We start from the raw sequence: 14,413 nt of genomic DNA on the forward strand, positions 1-14,413 counted from the left end.
CTTACGTTTTTCTACTGGCGAGCTTACATTTTTGTCACGGTACTAGTTGCAGTAGTGTTAGCCGAATTAAGATATAATAGGATTAAGGATATGGAGGCGTATGGAATGAAGATGAAGATAATGATCGTAGAAGACGACCCGACTATTCGGGGGTTAATCGGCGAGACCGTCGGGAAGTGGGGATACGAATCCGTATTGTGTGACGAGTTCAACAGGATTCAAGACATGTTCCTTCAGACCGAACCGCACCTCGTGTTAATGGATATTAATTTACCCATATTCGATGGATATTATTGGTGCAGCCGAATTCGGGAATTGTCTAACGTGCCGATTATTTTTCTCTCCTCACGGGATTCGCCGATGGATATGGTTATGGCGATGAATATGGGCGGTGACGATTATATCCAGAAGCCGTTCTACGACGAAGTACTTATCGCGAAAATCAAAGCGCTGCTCCGCAGAACCTACTCTTATGCCGAAACGCCAGTCAACATAATCGAGCACGAAGGCGTCCTGCTGAACCTAGGTGATCGGAAGCTTACTTCCGGCGATCGATCGATTGAACTGACAAAGAACGAATTCGTCATCGTACGGCTATTGTTGCAGAATAAGGGCCATATCGTAAGCCGGGACAAAATCATGCGCTGCCTATGGGAGGACGAAAGTTTCGTCGACGACAATACGCTGACCGTGAACATGACCCGAATCCGAAAGAAATTGGATGAGATTGGACGTTATGGGTTCATTACGACGATCAAGGGAGAAGGTTATATAATCAAATGAGCTTTCTACGTTATTTGGACGATAAACGTTATTTTCTGATCTTCTTTGCTGGAATGCTATCCTTCGTTGCTTTGATGATGTTCGTAAGCACCGAGGGAACGTATCGTGTTGGAGACATAATGTATACTCTATCCGGATGCGTGTTGTTGGCCGCGGTATACGTGGTCGGAGGCTATTTGCGCTGGAGAACCCGCAACAGAATATTACATGACCTGGTAAACAACAGATGGGACGAACTAACCGTAGCTTTGCCCGAACCTCTAACATATGAACAGCGTCAGTATACGGCACTGATCAAGAAGCTCTACAGCAATAAGCTTGAGGCCATCGGAAGGCTTCAAGACGAGAAAAAAGATTTTCATGATTTTATTGTTTCCTGGATTCATGAGGTCAAGCTGCCGATTACGGCATGTACCCTGCTGTTTAGAAATGCGTCAGGTAAGTCGGTAGAGGAGCTGATCCATGTATTCGAAGATGAATTGTTCAAAATCGACCATTATGTCGAGCAAGCCCTGTTTTACGCAAGAATTGATTCCTTTTCCAAGGATTACTTGATCGCGGAAGTCTCTCTAAACCGAATCGTGCGAAACAGTGTGAGAAAGTACGCAAAAATGTTTGTAGCCAAGCGAGTTCATTTTACAATGTGGGAAAAAGAGGAATGGGTGCATACCGATGCTAAGTGGCTCGGATATATCGTAGATCAGATCATGTCGAATGCCTTGAAATATGTCGGTGACAGCGGAAGCATCGTTTGCTCTTTCGAGGCAGATAACGAAGAGAAGAGGCTTTCCATAAGGGATACGGGTATTGGTATTAAAGCTGAAGATATTGGTCGTATTTTCGAGAAGGGGTTTACGGGCACTAACGGAAGGCAACTTGCAAAATCGACAGGATTGGGGTTATATCTCGCTAACCGCATGGCCGTCAAACTCGGACACCGATTGTCCGTCCAATCGGAAGAGGGAAGCTATACGACACTTACGCTTCACTTCCCTAACTCGAACCATTTATATGAAATGTGATTTATACTTTCAACTGCCGTCACGCCTTCAGCTCGGTTAAGTATCACCAGGGATGGGGATTACCTGCCTTGGCGATTGCTGTTAGGGGTGTATCAATTACCTTGTGAGACAGGGGTTGCCAAGGAGTTATTTCTTGACCAGTATGACAATCTATCTTTCCTATAACATCTCCTTCATTTTTTCTTGGTACCCTGTATTCCTGACGGACTATTTAATTCTTTCTTCCTAACAATGACTAATCCATGATTGCTCATCCCCAAGATACTCCGCTCTCTACATGTTCTCATATGATATTTCAGCCATATCTCCTACTCGTCATCGTCCAGTCTATGAATGACCCATTAAGAGGGCGATACCATCTGTAGCAACATGGTCAATGATTTCTATTTCTTGTTCACCTAGTAACTGTTCGCTGGGCTGCTGGGAAAATGGCCGGCGAATGCCCAAAAACGGTGGAAACTTGTGAAAAAAGCCTGACTGCGACCAGGATATGCCCAAGAGGTATCGGATGAAATCAATCGTTGTATTTGACAAGGGGCAGTAATAAACCGAATTGCATCTGCTGAGGTGACTCCATTATGGCTGCATTGACACTGCGTATCTAGCCGTTTCCCGAGAATCTGGAAGTTGAGTTATTTTGGTTCGGATCCCCTTTCGCGGACTACAAAGGGAATTGGAGAATTCGAGTCGCATTTCGGAGGTAACCGGGGACTTGAAAGTTATATCCTACCCTTGGGGAACAGTCCCCCATTTGCGCATGGGACAAATCTACACCAACGGGATTTGATCAAATCAAGCCATTTGAAAGTATTGTACATAGAATAACAATAGCAGAATGAATCAAGATCTGATGAGCAATGGATTTAACTTGCCCAAGAGCTTGATTGACTTCCATATAAAATCCGGAGCTTGGGCTTCAACAGTTTGACGAGATGATTTATTGCTTTCCAGTGTTTCGAATTCATTCGAGCCGCAAGTCAAGATGTATTGGAGCCCCTCCTACGTTTATGCGATTCTCCAATTTTCCGTGAGTTACTGCTCGTCGAGAGGATGTGCGGCATTCCCATACCGGCAATGACGTGATCGTCACCTCCGGGAGCCTGTATGTCCAAACGGCTCCAGGCGATCCTGTGCGATCGTACAGGCGAATCATGGTATCACGACTAAGTTTGTTATCGAAATTGCCCGGCCGGATGATTGGTCCATTTCGACATTGCTCCTCCACCCAACCCAGCAGACTTCACTAATGACGGTTAAGCGTGACATTAAGTTGCTTCTTGAGGGGCTTGTTCAAAAAGGCGGCCACTGGGATCAGAACATTTTAAACCAATGAAACGGCTTCACTATCGATATGGTTGAGCATTATCAACGCGATTCAATTAGGGGTTGGGCGTATCGGATAACGGGAAAATATCAGACTGTCGAGAAAGTCCTTTTCGAATAGGCACGAGGAAATCAAAAGTAAAAACAAGGTGATCAGATCGGTTTAAATCGATTTTTCTTATAAAAGTTGAGTCCACCCACATCAAAATGCGTTATATAGAAAGCCGGATTCACATTCTACCGATTTTTCGACAGTCTGAAAACATCCGGCTATACATGTTTGAATTTATTTTTGGTATTGTAATACTCAATTCATTGATGGTATAATTTAGTTGGCTTTTGGCAGCGAAAGAAGGTGATGAATTGATTGAGTCGTTTTGGAATATCTGTCTGCTTCACGATATATCAACCCGTGATCAGTTGCTTCGCGAGGCCATTAGAGTGAAGCGGACGCAACAACTTCTGGAACAGCAACAGTTGGCCGAAACGGAGCTAATGACAGAACCTGAGAAGCTGTTTCAGTGGATGAAGGAACGAGCCTTAGACAAAGAATTAGGCCATTTTCCCGGCGATCGGGATTTATTTTATAAATTATACCATGCAGGCAAGGATATGGACTTGTTGGAATACGCCATGCTCACCATCCAACAAGATCGTGTTACAGGGAGCATTGTCGTCCATCCAGGAATCGTCGAGCGGTTTGTCGATCAGTGTGAGCGACATGGTTGCAAGAACATTCTGTTTGCAGAAACTGAAAAGTATATCAAAGGACTCATCGAAACGAAATGTTACCATCGACCATGGACAATCACATTGTTAACGGAAAACTACATCGTAGGCAGATTGTTCAAAACGTATTTCGAGCCCTATTCCAATATCCGCATCGTTCAAGGGTCCATTTATCAGCCGCTGCCCGCAGAACATCAATTCGACGCGATCCTGGCGATGCCGAATTTTGGTATGAAGATGAACGATGACGATGTCGCGGTTCGGGAATCCGAAGGCGCAGCGGCCAGCTACCTCCTTCCACTCTTGCAAGACGGCGGGAGATTGAGCGTGACCTTTCCTGCACGGATGCTGTTTCAATCCGGCGCGATCGCCAGCTGGCGGAAGAAAATGAATGATCAGGCGCCGGTGCAAACGATCTATTCGCTTCCGGACGGCTTGTTTCGTCCCTACACTTCTATCAAGACCTATCAGGTTGACTTCGGCAAAGTGCCTGTGGAAGAGGTGATCCTCGGGCGACTCCATATGGAGAAGTCAAAGCTTGTGGGGGAACGGGAGATTACCATCCATCCGGATCGGTTCCGAGAGCTGGATCATTGGCGAATCGAACTGCTGCTGGATGAAGATCAGGATATACTTCGTTCGTTTCAGCAGGCGGCAACCCCGAAAGTGAAGTTGCGCGATGTGGCAGAAATTTTTCGGGGAAAATCGATTCTTAAGCAGGATCTAAAGCCCGGGAACATTAAGGTGCTGAATATATCCAATCTGGATGACGGCGAAGTGCTATTGGATCAGCTTGAAACGATTGACGAGGAAGAGAGGAAAGTGAAACGTTACGAGATTCTCCCGGGTGACCTGGTCATGACGTGCCGCGGCACCGTGAACAAGCTGGCTGTATTTCCGGAGGCTCAAGGGATGGTCATCGCTTCCTCGAATATGATCGTGATCCGGTTCAAGTCGGCCATCAAGAGTCATTTTGCCAAAATGTTTCTGGAAAGCCCGGTTGGAACAGCCCTTATTCAAAGCTTCCAGCGGGGGACGACTGTAATGAATCTGAACCCGGCGGATGTGGCGGAATTGGAATTGCCTCTGGTACCGGAAGATAAGCAGCACGAGTTAATAGAGCAATATATACGGGAAAAAGAACGATATAAAGAAGTTGTTCGGGAAGCGATGAATCGCTGGGAACAAGTGAAGAGCCAGTTATACGAGGAACTCTACTGAGGAGGAATTAGGATCATGGCAACAGCGAACATTGGATTCGAGGAAAAATTATGGAGCATGGCCGATAAACTGCGCGGCAGTATGGATGCAGCGGAGTATAAGCATGTAGCTCTCGGTCTTCTATTTCTGAAATATGTGTCGGATGCGTTTGAAGAAAAATATGAAGCATTGAAAAATGAACCGTATGCCGATCCGGAGGACCGGGACGAATACGTTGCAGAAAATATATTCTGGGTACCGAAGGAAGCGCGCTGGAGCCATATCAAGGATAACGCGAAGAAGCCGGATATCGGGCAGATCATCGACAATGCCATGATTGCCATCGAGAAGGAAAATCCGTCGCTGAAAGGCGTACTGCCGAAAGATTACGCTAGGCCAGCGCTGGATAAAACCCGCCTTGGCGAAGTAATCGACCTGTTCTCGTTCAAGGTCGGCGATGAAGAGAGCCGCTCGAAGGATGTTTTGGGTCGGGTATATGAGTACTTCCTTAGCAAATTTGCTAGCGCGGAAGGCAAGAATGGCGGCGAATTCTACACCCCGAACAGCGTGGTTCGCCTGCTCGTTGAGATGATTCAGCCGTTCAAGGGCCGCGTATACGACCCCTGCTGCGGGTCCGGCGGCATGTTCGTTCAAAGCGAGAAGTTTGTAGAGGAACATCAGGGGCGCATTGGTGATATTGCGGTATACGGGCAAGAGTCGAATCCGACAACGTGGAAGTTGTGCAAAATGAACCTCGCTATTCGCGGCATCGACGGCAATCTCGGTGAGCATCATGCGGATACATTCCATAACGATTTGCATAAAAACCTGAAGGCTGATTACATTCTGGCGAATCCGCCCTTCAATATTAGCGATTGGGGCGGCGAGCGGCTGACGGAGGATACCCGTTGGGCATATGGGGTGCCTCCCGCAGGGAATGCCAACTATGCGTGGATTCAGCATATCGTGAACAAGCTTGCGCCCAGCGGCGTTGCCGGATTTGTACTGGCGAACGGCTCCATGTCAACGAGCACGACGGCAGAGTTTGAGATTCGCAGCAAACTCGTCAACGCCGATCTGGTCGATTGCATCGTCACCTTGCCGGGACAACTGTTCTATTCTACGCAAATTCCCGTATGTCTCTGGTTTATCGCCAAGAACAAAGCGCCGAAAGGGCTTCGAGATCGCCGCGGGGAGATTCTGTTTATCGATGCCCGCAAAATGGGTCATATGGTGGATCGCACGCATCGTGAATTGAGCACGGAGGATATCCGGAAGATCGCCGATACCTACCATGCATGGCGCGGTCAGGCAGAAGCCGGAATCTATGAAGATGTGAAAGGCTTCTGCAAAGCGGCGAAGCTTACGGAGGTGCAGGAGCATGAGTACATTTTGACACCGGGCCGCTATGTTGGTATTGAAGATGCGGAAGAAGACGGAGAACCGTTCGAGGATAAAATGGCAAGATTGACAACGGAGCTGGCGGAGCAGTTCGCCAAGTCCCGGCAACTGGAGGACGAGATTCGCAAGCGGCTAGGGGGGATCGGGTTTGAGTTTTGAGTGGAAGGAAGTTAGGTTATCCGATATCGCAGAATTTGCAAATGGTAAAAAAAGGCCTTCTGAAAGTGGAAAGATCCCGGTTTACGGCGGAAATGGGATCATGGATTACACTAATAGCTACAATTCAGAAGGAGAAACAGTGATAATAGGACGAGTTGGTGCTTATTGTGGAAATGTTCATTATGAAAACCAACCTTGCTGGATATCAGATAATGCGATAGCTGCCAAACCATGTATTAAAGGGACAGGCAGATATCTTTATTATAAATTGAAAAGTATGAACTTGTATAATATGCGGATTGGTAGTTCTCAACCGCTATTAACGCAATCATTGATAAAAGACATTGTTATGAAAATTCCTTCAACTTCTGAACAAATAAAAATTTCGGATATTTTAACCGCATTGGATTATAAAATCGAACTCAACAACGCAATCAACAAAAACCTTGAAGAAATGGCCCAAGCCCTTTTTAATAGCTGGTTTGTGGACTTCGAGTTTCCAAATGAAAACGGAGAACCGTATAAATCCAGTGGCGGCGAGTTTGAGGAAAGCGAGTTGGGGTTGATTCCGAAGGGGTGGAAGCAGGGGACAATTAGTGAACTTGGTGAGGTTGCCGGAGGAGCAACGCCTTCTAAGAAAAACGAAGACTTTTATACCGTTAGAGGCATTCCTTGGATCACTCCTAAAGATCTATCGAAAACTAACAACAAATATATCTCGCGCGGCGAAATAGATATTACACAGAAAGGGTTTAGCAACTCCAGTGTAAAGCTTTTACCGAAAGGGACAGTTTTATTTAGTTCGCGAGCTCCTATTGGTTATATTGCAATAGCTAAAAATGAAGTTACAACAAATCAGGGATTTAAGTCCGTTATTCCATTCAAACATGTTGGTTCAGAATTCGTCTATTATCTCTTGAAGAGTAATGTTGAGACGATTGAATGTCGTGCATCGGGCTCAACCTTTAAGGAGATATCCGGGACAGAAATGAAGCGAGTGCCTGTTCTTATCCCTACAGAAAATGTCCTTGCGAAGTTTAATGAGATCGTTGAACCGATAGGGAGATTAACACAAAAGTGTGAAGAAGAAAATGAAGATTTAACCCAAATCCGCGACACCCTTCTCCCCAAACTGATGTCGGGCGAGATCCGTGTCCCTGTGGAGCAGGATCATAATCATCCCGATCTGCCAAAGGTTGCGGAGAGCAGCGCAATCTATCAGCCCTAATCCAAAGGAGGTGCAACATGGCCTACTATACGACGTCCTATACCGAAAGCGACCTGGAGCAGGCCGCACTGGAGTGGTTCGAAGAACTGAACTACGAGAAAGCATACGGCCCGGATATTTCTCCGGAAGGCGAGTATCCCGAACGACAGTTTTACCATGACGTCATCCTGAAAGATCGGCTGCGCGAGGCTCTCATTCGCATCAACAAGCATGTGCCGCGAGAAGCGATTGAGGAAGCGATCCGGGTCATTGAAGTGCCGCGCAGTCCCAGCCTGCTGATCAATAACAAGGCGTTCCAGAAGATGATTACCGATGGGATCGACGTGCAGTATCAAGCCGCCAATGGCGAATATCCGACAGAGAAAGTATGGCTGTTCGACACCGACCCGGACCGGATCGACAACAACGACTTTCTGGTCGTCAACCAGTTTACCGTCGTTGAAAATCAGGGAGAGAAGCGCCCGGATATCGTCGTGTTCGTAAATGGATTGCCGATCGCCGTATTTGAATTGAAAAGCGCCTCCAACGAAGAAGTCGGGATCAGCGATGCCTATAATCAAGTGCAGACGTACAAAGGCGCGATACCGTCCCTGTTCACCTACAACTCGTTTCTGGTCATCAGTGACGGTGTGAATGCGCGGGTCGGCACGTTGACAGCCAATGAAGACCGCTTTATGATGTGGCGCACGATCGACGGCGATGACGTGGCGCCCTCCTCCCTGCCCCAGCTTGAAGTGCTTGTGAAAGGAATGTTCGAGAAAAGCCGACTGCTTGATATTATCAAGCATTTCGTGCTGTTTCAGACCGATGGGGAGCATCTGTTCAAAATATTGGCGGGATACCACCAATACCACGCCACCAACAAGGCAATTGCAAGTACGGAACGGGCGACGATGGATGAAGGAGATCGAAAAATCGGCGTTATTTGGCATACGCAAGGCTCCGGCAAAAGCTTGTCTATGGTATTCTACGCGGGCAAACTTGTTCTGACGCTGAACAACCCGACGATCGTCGTAGTGACGGACCGAAACGACCTAGACGACCAATTGTTCAGCACGTTCAGCAAGTCGAAGGACTTGCTCAGGCAAACGCCTCAGCAAGCGGAAAATCGGACTCATTTGCGTGAGCTCTTGTCGGTGGAGTCGGGCGGGATCATTTTCACAACGGTCCACAAGTTCACCCCCGATGAAAATGAAGACAAGTATCCTGTACTTACGGAACGCCGCAATGTGATTGTGATTGCGGACGAGGCGCATCGCAGCCAGTACGGGTTTCAGGCGGATATGGTCGCCGGGGACGACGAAGCGGCCATTAAGTATGGCTATGCCAAGTATATGCGCGATGCGTTGCCGAACGCTTCTTATATTGGCTTTACCGGAACGCCGGTCGAACTGACAGACAAAAATACGCCTGCCGTTTTCGGTGACTACATCGATATTTACGATATGACCCGAGCCGTAGAAGACGGAACCACGGTCAGAATTTATTATGAAAGCCGCATTGCCCGCCTGGAGTTGTCGGAGGCGGAGCGCCCGGTCATTGACAGCGAGTATGAGGATATTACGGAGTACCAGGAGTACACGCAGCGGGAGCGTCTGAAGTCGCGTTGGGCTAGGCTTGAAGCGTTGGCCGGTGCAGAGAAACGGGTCAGGAAAGTCGCGCAGGATGTCGTCGAACATTTCGAGCAACGGCAGAAAGCCGGCTTCGGCAAAGCGATGATTGTTGTGATGTCGCGGCGGATCGCCATCGATATGTACAGAGCGATTGTTGCACTCCGGCCGGATTGGCACAGCGATGATGATAACGAAGGCAAAATCAAAATCGTCATGACCGGAAGTTCCAGCGATCCGGAGGAGTGGCAACCGTTTATCGGCAACAAGCGGCGACGCGAACATCTCGCGAAGCGGATGAAAGATGTGAACGATCCGCTTCAGATCGTCATTGTCCGTGATATGTGGCTGACCGGTTTTGACGTGCCGAGCATGAATACGATGTACATCGACAAGCCGATGAAAGGCCATAATCTGATGCAGGCGATCGCCCGCGTGAATCGGGTATTCCGCGACAAGCCGGGCGGTCTGATCGTCGATTATATCGGAATTGCGGACTTGCTGAAATCGGCGCTTCAACAATATACGGAAAATGACCGAAAAACTGCTGGTATCGATACAGACCAAGCCGTTGACTTTATGCTGGAAAGGCTGCAGCTCATCCGCGAATTGCTTCATGGGTATGACTACAGTAAATTCGCTTCGGAGAAAGCAGCCGGACGGATGAAGGCCATTGTTGAGACGGTCGATTACGTACTTGGATTAGGTGAAGAGAGCAAGCGGAACTTCCTGAATTGGACGACGGAATTGGCAAGAGCCTTCTCGCTCTGCGCGACGACTCCCGCCGCGGAGGAAGTCAATGTCGAAATCAGTTTCTTCAAAGCGGTTAAATCTGGTATAATTAAGCTGATAACAGACGAAAACAAGAGAAAAACGACGAAAGAACTCGATACCGAGTTGAATCAGCTCATCTCGAAATCTGTCGTATCCGATGAAGTTGTCGATATTCTGGAAGCTGTAGGCTTGCAGAAACCGAACATTGCGATACTTTCGGATGAGTTTCTCGAACATGTGCGCGGGTTGAAGCAGAAAAATCTGGCTGTGGAACTTCTCCGCAGGCTGCTTCAGGGGAAAGTGAAGGCCGTTTCCCGAACCAGTATTGTGCAATCGAAGAAATTTTCCGAGATGCTGGAGGAAGCCATTCGGAAATACAACAATCGTACCATCGAAACGACACAGGTTATCGAAGAACTGATCCAGATGGCCAAAGAAATGAACGCAGCCGTCAAGCGCGGCGAAGATCTCGGTCTGATCAAGGAAGAGCTGGCTTTCTATGATGCGCTCGCTTCGAATGAATCGGCCAAGGAACTGATGGGCGATCTCATGCTGAAGCAGATTGCACATGAGCTGACCCAAGCGATCAAGAGCAACATTAAGGTCGACTGGACGCTTCGTGAGAATGTACGTGCTCAGATGCGAATTACCGTCAAGCGGCTGTTGAAGAAATACGGTTACCCGCCGGATCTGGAAAAGATGGCCATTGATCTGGTGCTTCAGCAAGCTGAATTGATGGCACAGGCGGAGACGGAAGAGTTTAAATATTAACGGACATCAAAGGCGTAGGACATCAAGTTTGACTGTTTCTACGCCATTTTTTTGAGAGGTGAGAATGTGCCGTTGTTGCTGGAGCAAGAGACAAATAGCAAAAGCAATGATACCGAACTGATTTTAGCTGCGCTAAATCAATGTACTGAAAAGCAACGAAACGATGCACTGGCGCTTTTGAGGCTCTTTTTGGCAGCCATCCGTTAATCCTCCCCGAACTGCCTTCCCTCCCGGCAGCATGCCCTCGATTACAGCCCCATCATCTCCCGCACGATCCGATCCGCCATTTTCACCATGCCGACGAGAACCAGCATGTTGAAAATCAGTTCGCCAATGTACGTCCAGACCATGGTCACCGCCTGTGCGCCTTCGTTCACGACCGATGGCGCGGTAGCAAATGCCGAAAAAACAATGCAAGCCAGCACAATGATCGCCCCTTCTAAACAAACGGCGGCATATCCCTTTAAAAAGGACCTGCCGATGGATTGGGTCGGCTCCCCAGCAAACGATGAGAGGGGGACAGGAGCAATGGCTGTGTAAATATAGAGACGAAAAAAACGGCCGTAAACAGAGAGAATCATAATAAACGATAAAACGGTGATGAACAGGCTGCCAAGCAGCGTTACCACCCACAGCGGAATGCTTTGCCAGAAGCCCACATCTTGAATCGCTTGGGCAATCGTATCCGGCAATGTCATCATGTCCGATGAACCAAATCCCGAACGGCCAATCATGGTGGCAATGATGCCCTGTACAATCGAAAATAGCGCCATCATCAATTCCAGACCATACGTGACCGCCGCCTTGGCCAAAATAAATCGAACAAATAACTTCACGGCAACCTCCGGTCGTTTCATTTCCGCAAAGTTACCGGTCGTTTTCATCACGCCAATCACAAAAAACAATACCAGCAAGGCCAATCCCGTAGCTTGCAACGCACCGTGAATATCTAAGATGACGCGCCATATACCACCGCCTTTGAAATCCGCCGGCGACTCGGTGACCAACTCCCAAATCTCCGACATTTTATCGTTCCAGGTCTCTAATGCATTTTCGAGATTGTCGATGATCCAACTGTTCTTAGACACATTCACCCTCCCCCCAGATTCGGGGAACAAACCGCTGGCTTATTCCCCGAATGCGAATACCCGTACTTATCCGGCAATCAGGTTGAGAATTTCCTTCGTAAAGGTAATGACCACGCCACCGGCGAGTGTTAAGAACCCGTTAGCTCTTTGGGTAGGGTCGTGAGACTTGAAAGACAAACCAATCTGCACAATGCCAAAACCCAAAATAATCATGCCCACAGCCCGGATCAGGCCAAAAATAAAATCAGACAAATTGTTCACGGTAGTCATCGGATCGCTCGCGTATGCAGGTGTAGCAAAGCTCCCCATCAGTACGCAAACCATGTACAGCGTCATCCATCGTTTCCATCGATGCTTCACGTCTATCATTCCTTTCCTAAAAATAATGACTCCACTTCATCCTCTGCCAACAGCTCGTAATCTCCGTCTTCATGAAGCTGCACCGATAACCAGTCGATGGCATAATCCGTACCTCCATGCTGGAACGGCGAAGCCTGACCATCCGTTGTAAGCTCGATGTTCGGATGCCGCAGCAGATCATACTTGTCATCCTGTATCGGACGTTCCCCACGGATAAAGAGCAGGGCATAGCGGTTATCCAACATCCGCACTTCGTCCGGGGTCAACAATTCTCTTCCCGAATGCTGGTAATTGATCGAATAATTACCGCTGCGCCCCTTGCTCTCACCGTAGGTGTTGGTGTCAATCGTTTCCTTGCCGAGCAGTTCCGACACATATTTGTGTGTGGATTGTTCATTGCCTCCCAAGTACAAAAACACATCGCAGTTGCCGACAATCGATTCCCAGGCATCCTTGTACAACGCTTTAAGTTGCGCCAGGTTTTGAAGGATAATCGACACCGAGATTTCCCGGCTCCGCATGGTCGACAGTAGCTTGTCAAATTCATCTGGCAACGCCACATTGGCAAACTCGTCCATTACAAAATGAACATGCGTTGGCAGCCTCCCACCATGCCGGTAATCCGCTTCATACATGAGCGATTGAAAAAGCTGCGTGTACAGCATGCCGACGATGAAGTTAAAGCTGCTGTCGTTGTCAGGGATGACGGCAAACAAGGCAGTTTTTTTCGTACCCATGCGGGGCAAGTCCAATTCATCCACCGTACTCATGCCGGCGATGCTGGTCAGATTGAATTTCTCCAGCCGTACGCCAAGCCCGATCAAAATGGATTTGGCCGTTTTTCCGGCAGCCAATTTGAAAATGTTGTACTGTTTGACCGCCAAATGCTCCGGGTCGCGCATCTCCAACCGCTCGAACAACTCGTCCAGCGGACTCTGATACGTCTCATCTTCCTCCCGCACTTCCGCCGCGGCGATCATTTCCATAATCATCGGAAAGTTCTGTTCCTCCGGCGGCGCTTCATAAAGCAAGTACAACATAAGCGCCTCCAGCAGCGCTGTTTCCGAACGCTCCCAGAAGGGATCGTTCGTGTTGCTGTTTTTGGGTGTCGTATTGCGAATCAGGTTGGTCACCAATTTCAAGACGTCCTTGTCGTCCTGCAAATAGACAAACGGGTTATAGCCATGCGAACGATGCGGGTGAATCAGGTCCAGCACTTTGATGTCATAGCCTTTGGCTTTAAGCAGATGACCGGTGTCCCGCAAAATCTCCCCCTTTGGGTCCAGAACAACGTAAGAGGTCGAGGCTTGCATCACATTCGGCTTAGCATAGAACCGTGTTTTGCCCGCGCCGGAGCCGCCGACAACCAACACGTTCAGGTTCCGGCGATGCTTGCGGCCATCTAGACCGATTTTGACCCGCTGCGTCAAAATTTTGTTTTGTTCCGGCCGTCTGTCTCGATACTTGGCATTGACGGTTTTCGCTCGGCCCCAGCGGGCGCTGCCGTGCTCTTCCCGTCGGCGATAGTTGCGCGGAGTCGCGAAATATGCCCCAGCGCAAAGACCATAAGTCAGCGAAAAGATCAACAAGCAACGTGGCGTCTCGTCCACCCACTCAATGTCAAACGGACGGCGAATCGCCGTGCTGAGATGGGCCAGTATGTCCGGCAACCCTTCTGCCCATGCGGGGGCGACCAACATCGCCGACCAGATGACGGGAATAAAAAAAACCGCAAAGAGTATTAGATTACTCCTTGCGGTTTCATCGCGCCTCATGGCGCCTCCGGCGTTTATGGGTTTGATATGGGGCATCAATCATTTTTAACAATAAATCATCCACGGCATCCGTCGGTCGTTTCTCACCGATTAAGTCATTTCGTAACGCATTCAGCGCATGGACGACTATCCCATGCTCATAATGATTCAAAGACAAGATTCGTTCCTGTTTTTTCATAGCACTCCCTCC

The 14,413-nt window shown here is 48.5% G+C and carries 11 protein-coding genes; 7 read left to right on the forward strand and 4 right to left on the reverse strand.

The features are described 5' to 3' along the window. Positions 1–111 precede the first annotated feature (111 nt). The 7 genes from KQI79_RS15225 to KQI79_RS15255 all read left to right on the forward strand — a co-directional run bounded on the left by KQI79_RS15225 (position 112) and on the right by KQI79_RS15255 (position 11,207). Positions 112–783 carry a response regulator transcription factor gene (locus tag KQI79_RS15225; RefSeq protein ID WP_055110401.1) on the forward strand — a complete coding sequence of 224 codons (672 nt, stop codon included), beginning with the start codon at positions 112–114 and terminating at the stop codon, positions 781–783. Then, the gene (locus KQI79_RS15230; RefSeq protein WP_216539102.1) at positions 780–1,805 is read left to right on the forward strand and encodes a sensor histidine kinase; all 1,026 of its coding nucleotides are present in this window, start codon (positions 780–782) and stop codon (positions 1,803–1,805) included. Before KQI79_RS15225 ends, KQI79_RS15230 begins: the two co-directional genes overlap by 4 nt. A gap of 1,764 nt (positions 1,806–3,569) precedes the next feature. After that, complete coding sequence (locus KQI79_RS15235; RefSeq protein ID WP_367398204.1) at positions 3,570–5,078, forward strand: restriction endonuclease subunit S; 1,509 nt, start codon at positions 3,570–3,572, stop codon at positions 5,076–5,078. Positions 5,079–5,093: 15 nt separating this feature from the next. Next, positions 5,094–6,617 (forward strand): class I SAM-dependent DNA methyltransferase, encoded by a 1,524-nt coding sequence (locus KQI79_RS15240; protein WP_216539104.1) that lies wholly within the window; start codon positions 5,094–5,096, stop codon positions 6,615–6,617. Next, the gene (locus KQI79_RS15245; protein WP_216539105.1) at positions 6,607–7,845 is read left to right on the forward strand and encodes a restriction endonuclease subunit S; all 1,239 of its coding nucleotides are present in this window, start codon (positions 6,607–6,609) and stop codon (positions 7,843–7,845) included. The genes KQI79_RS15240 and KQI79_RS15245 overlap by 11 nt, the downstream gene beginning before the upstream one ends. Positions 7,846–7,862: 17 nt before the next feature. Next, positions 7,863–11,000 (forward strand): type I restriction endonuclease subunit R, encoded by a 3,138-nt coding sequence (locus KQI79_RS15250; RefSeq protein ID WP_216539106.1) that lies wholly within the window; start codon positions 7,863–7,865, stop codon positions 10,998–11,000. Between the two features lie 66 nt (positions 11,001–11,066). Continuing rightward, positions 11,067–11,207, forward strand: a complete 141-nt coding sequence (locus tag KQI79_RS15255) for a hypothetical protein (RefSeq protein ID WP_216539107.1) — start codon at positions 11,067–11,069, stop codon at positions 11,205–11,207. 41 nt (positions 11,208–11,248) lie between these two features. Here KQI79_RS15255 and KQI79_RS15260 read toward each other — a convergent pair whose 3' ends face one another. From KQI79_RS15260 to KQI79_RS15275, 4 genes are all read right to left on the reverse strand, one after another. After that, on the reverse strand, positions 11,249–12,088 hold the full coding sequence (locus KQI79_RS15260) for a VirB6/TrbL-like conjugal transfer protein, CD1112 family (RefSeq protein ID WP_483311393.1): 840 nt from the start codon (positions 12,086–12,088) through the stop codon (positions 11,249–11,251). Between the two features lie 66 nt (positions 12,089–12,154). After that, positions 12,155–12,457: a glutamyl-tRNA amidotransferase gene (locus KQI79_RS15265; protein ID WP_216539108.1), complete on the reverse strand. Its 303-nt coding sequence runs from the start codon at positions 12,455–12,457 to the stop codon at positions 12,155–12,157. After that, a complete protein-coding gene (locus KQI79_RS15270; protein WP_216539109.1) occupies positions 12,454–14,223 on the reverse strand; it encodes a VirD4-like conjugal transfer protein, CD1115 family in 1,770 nt (589 codons plus the stop codon). Before KQI79_RS15270 ends, KQI79_RS15265 begins: the two co-directional genes overlap by 4 nt. Then, on the reverse strand, positions 14,210–14,401 hold the full coding sequence (locus KQI79_RS15275) for a hypothetical protein (RefSeq protein WP_216539110.1): 192 nt from the start codon (positions 14,399–14,401) through the stop codon (positions 14,210–14,212). Before KQI79_RS15275 ends, KQI79_RS15270 begins: the two co-directional genes overlap by 14 nt. Positions 14,402–14,413 lie beyond the last annotated feature (12 nt).

Origin of the sequence: Paenibacillus sp. MSJ-34 (assembly GCF_018918005.1) — a bacterium.
Taxonomy (GTDB): Bacteria; Bacillota; Bacilli; order Paenibacillales; family Paenibacillaceae; genus MSJ-34.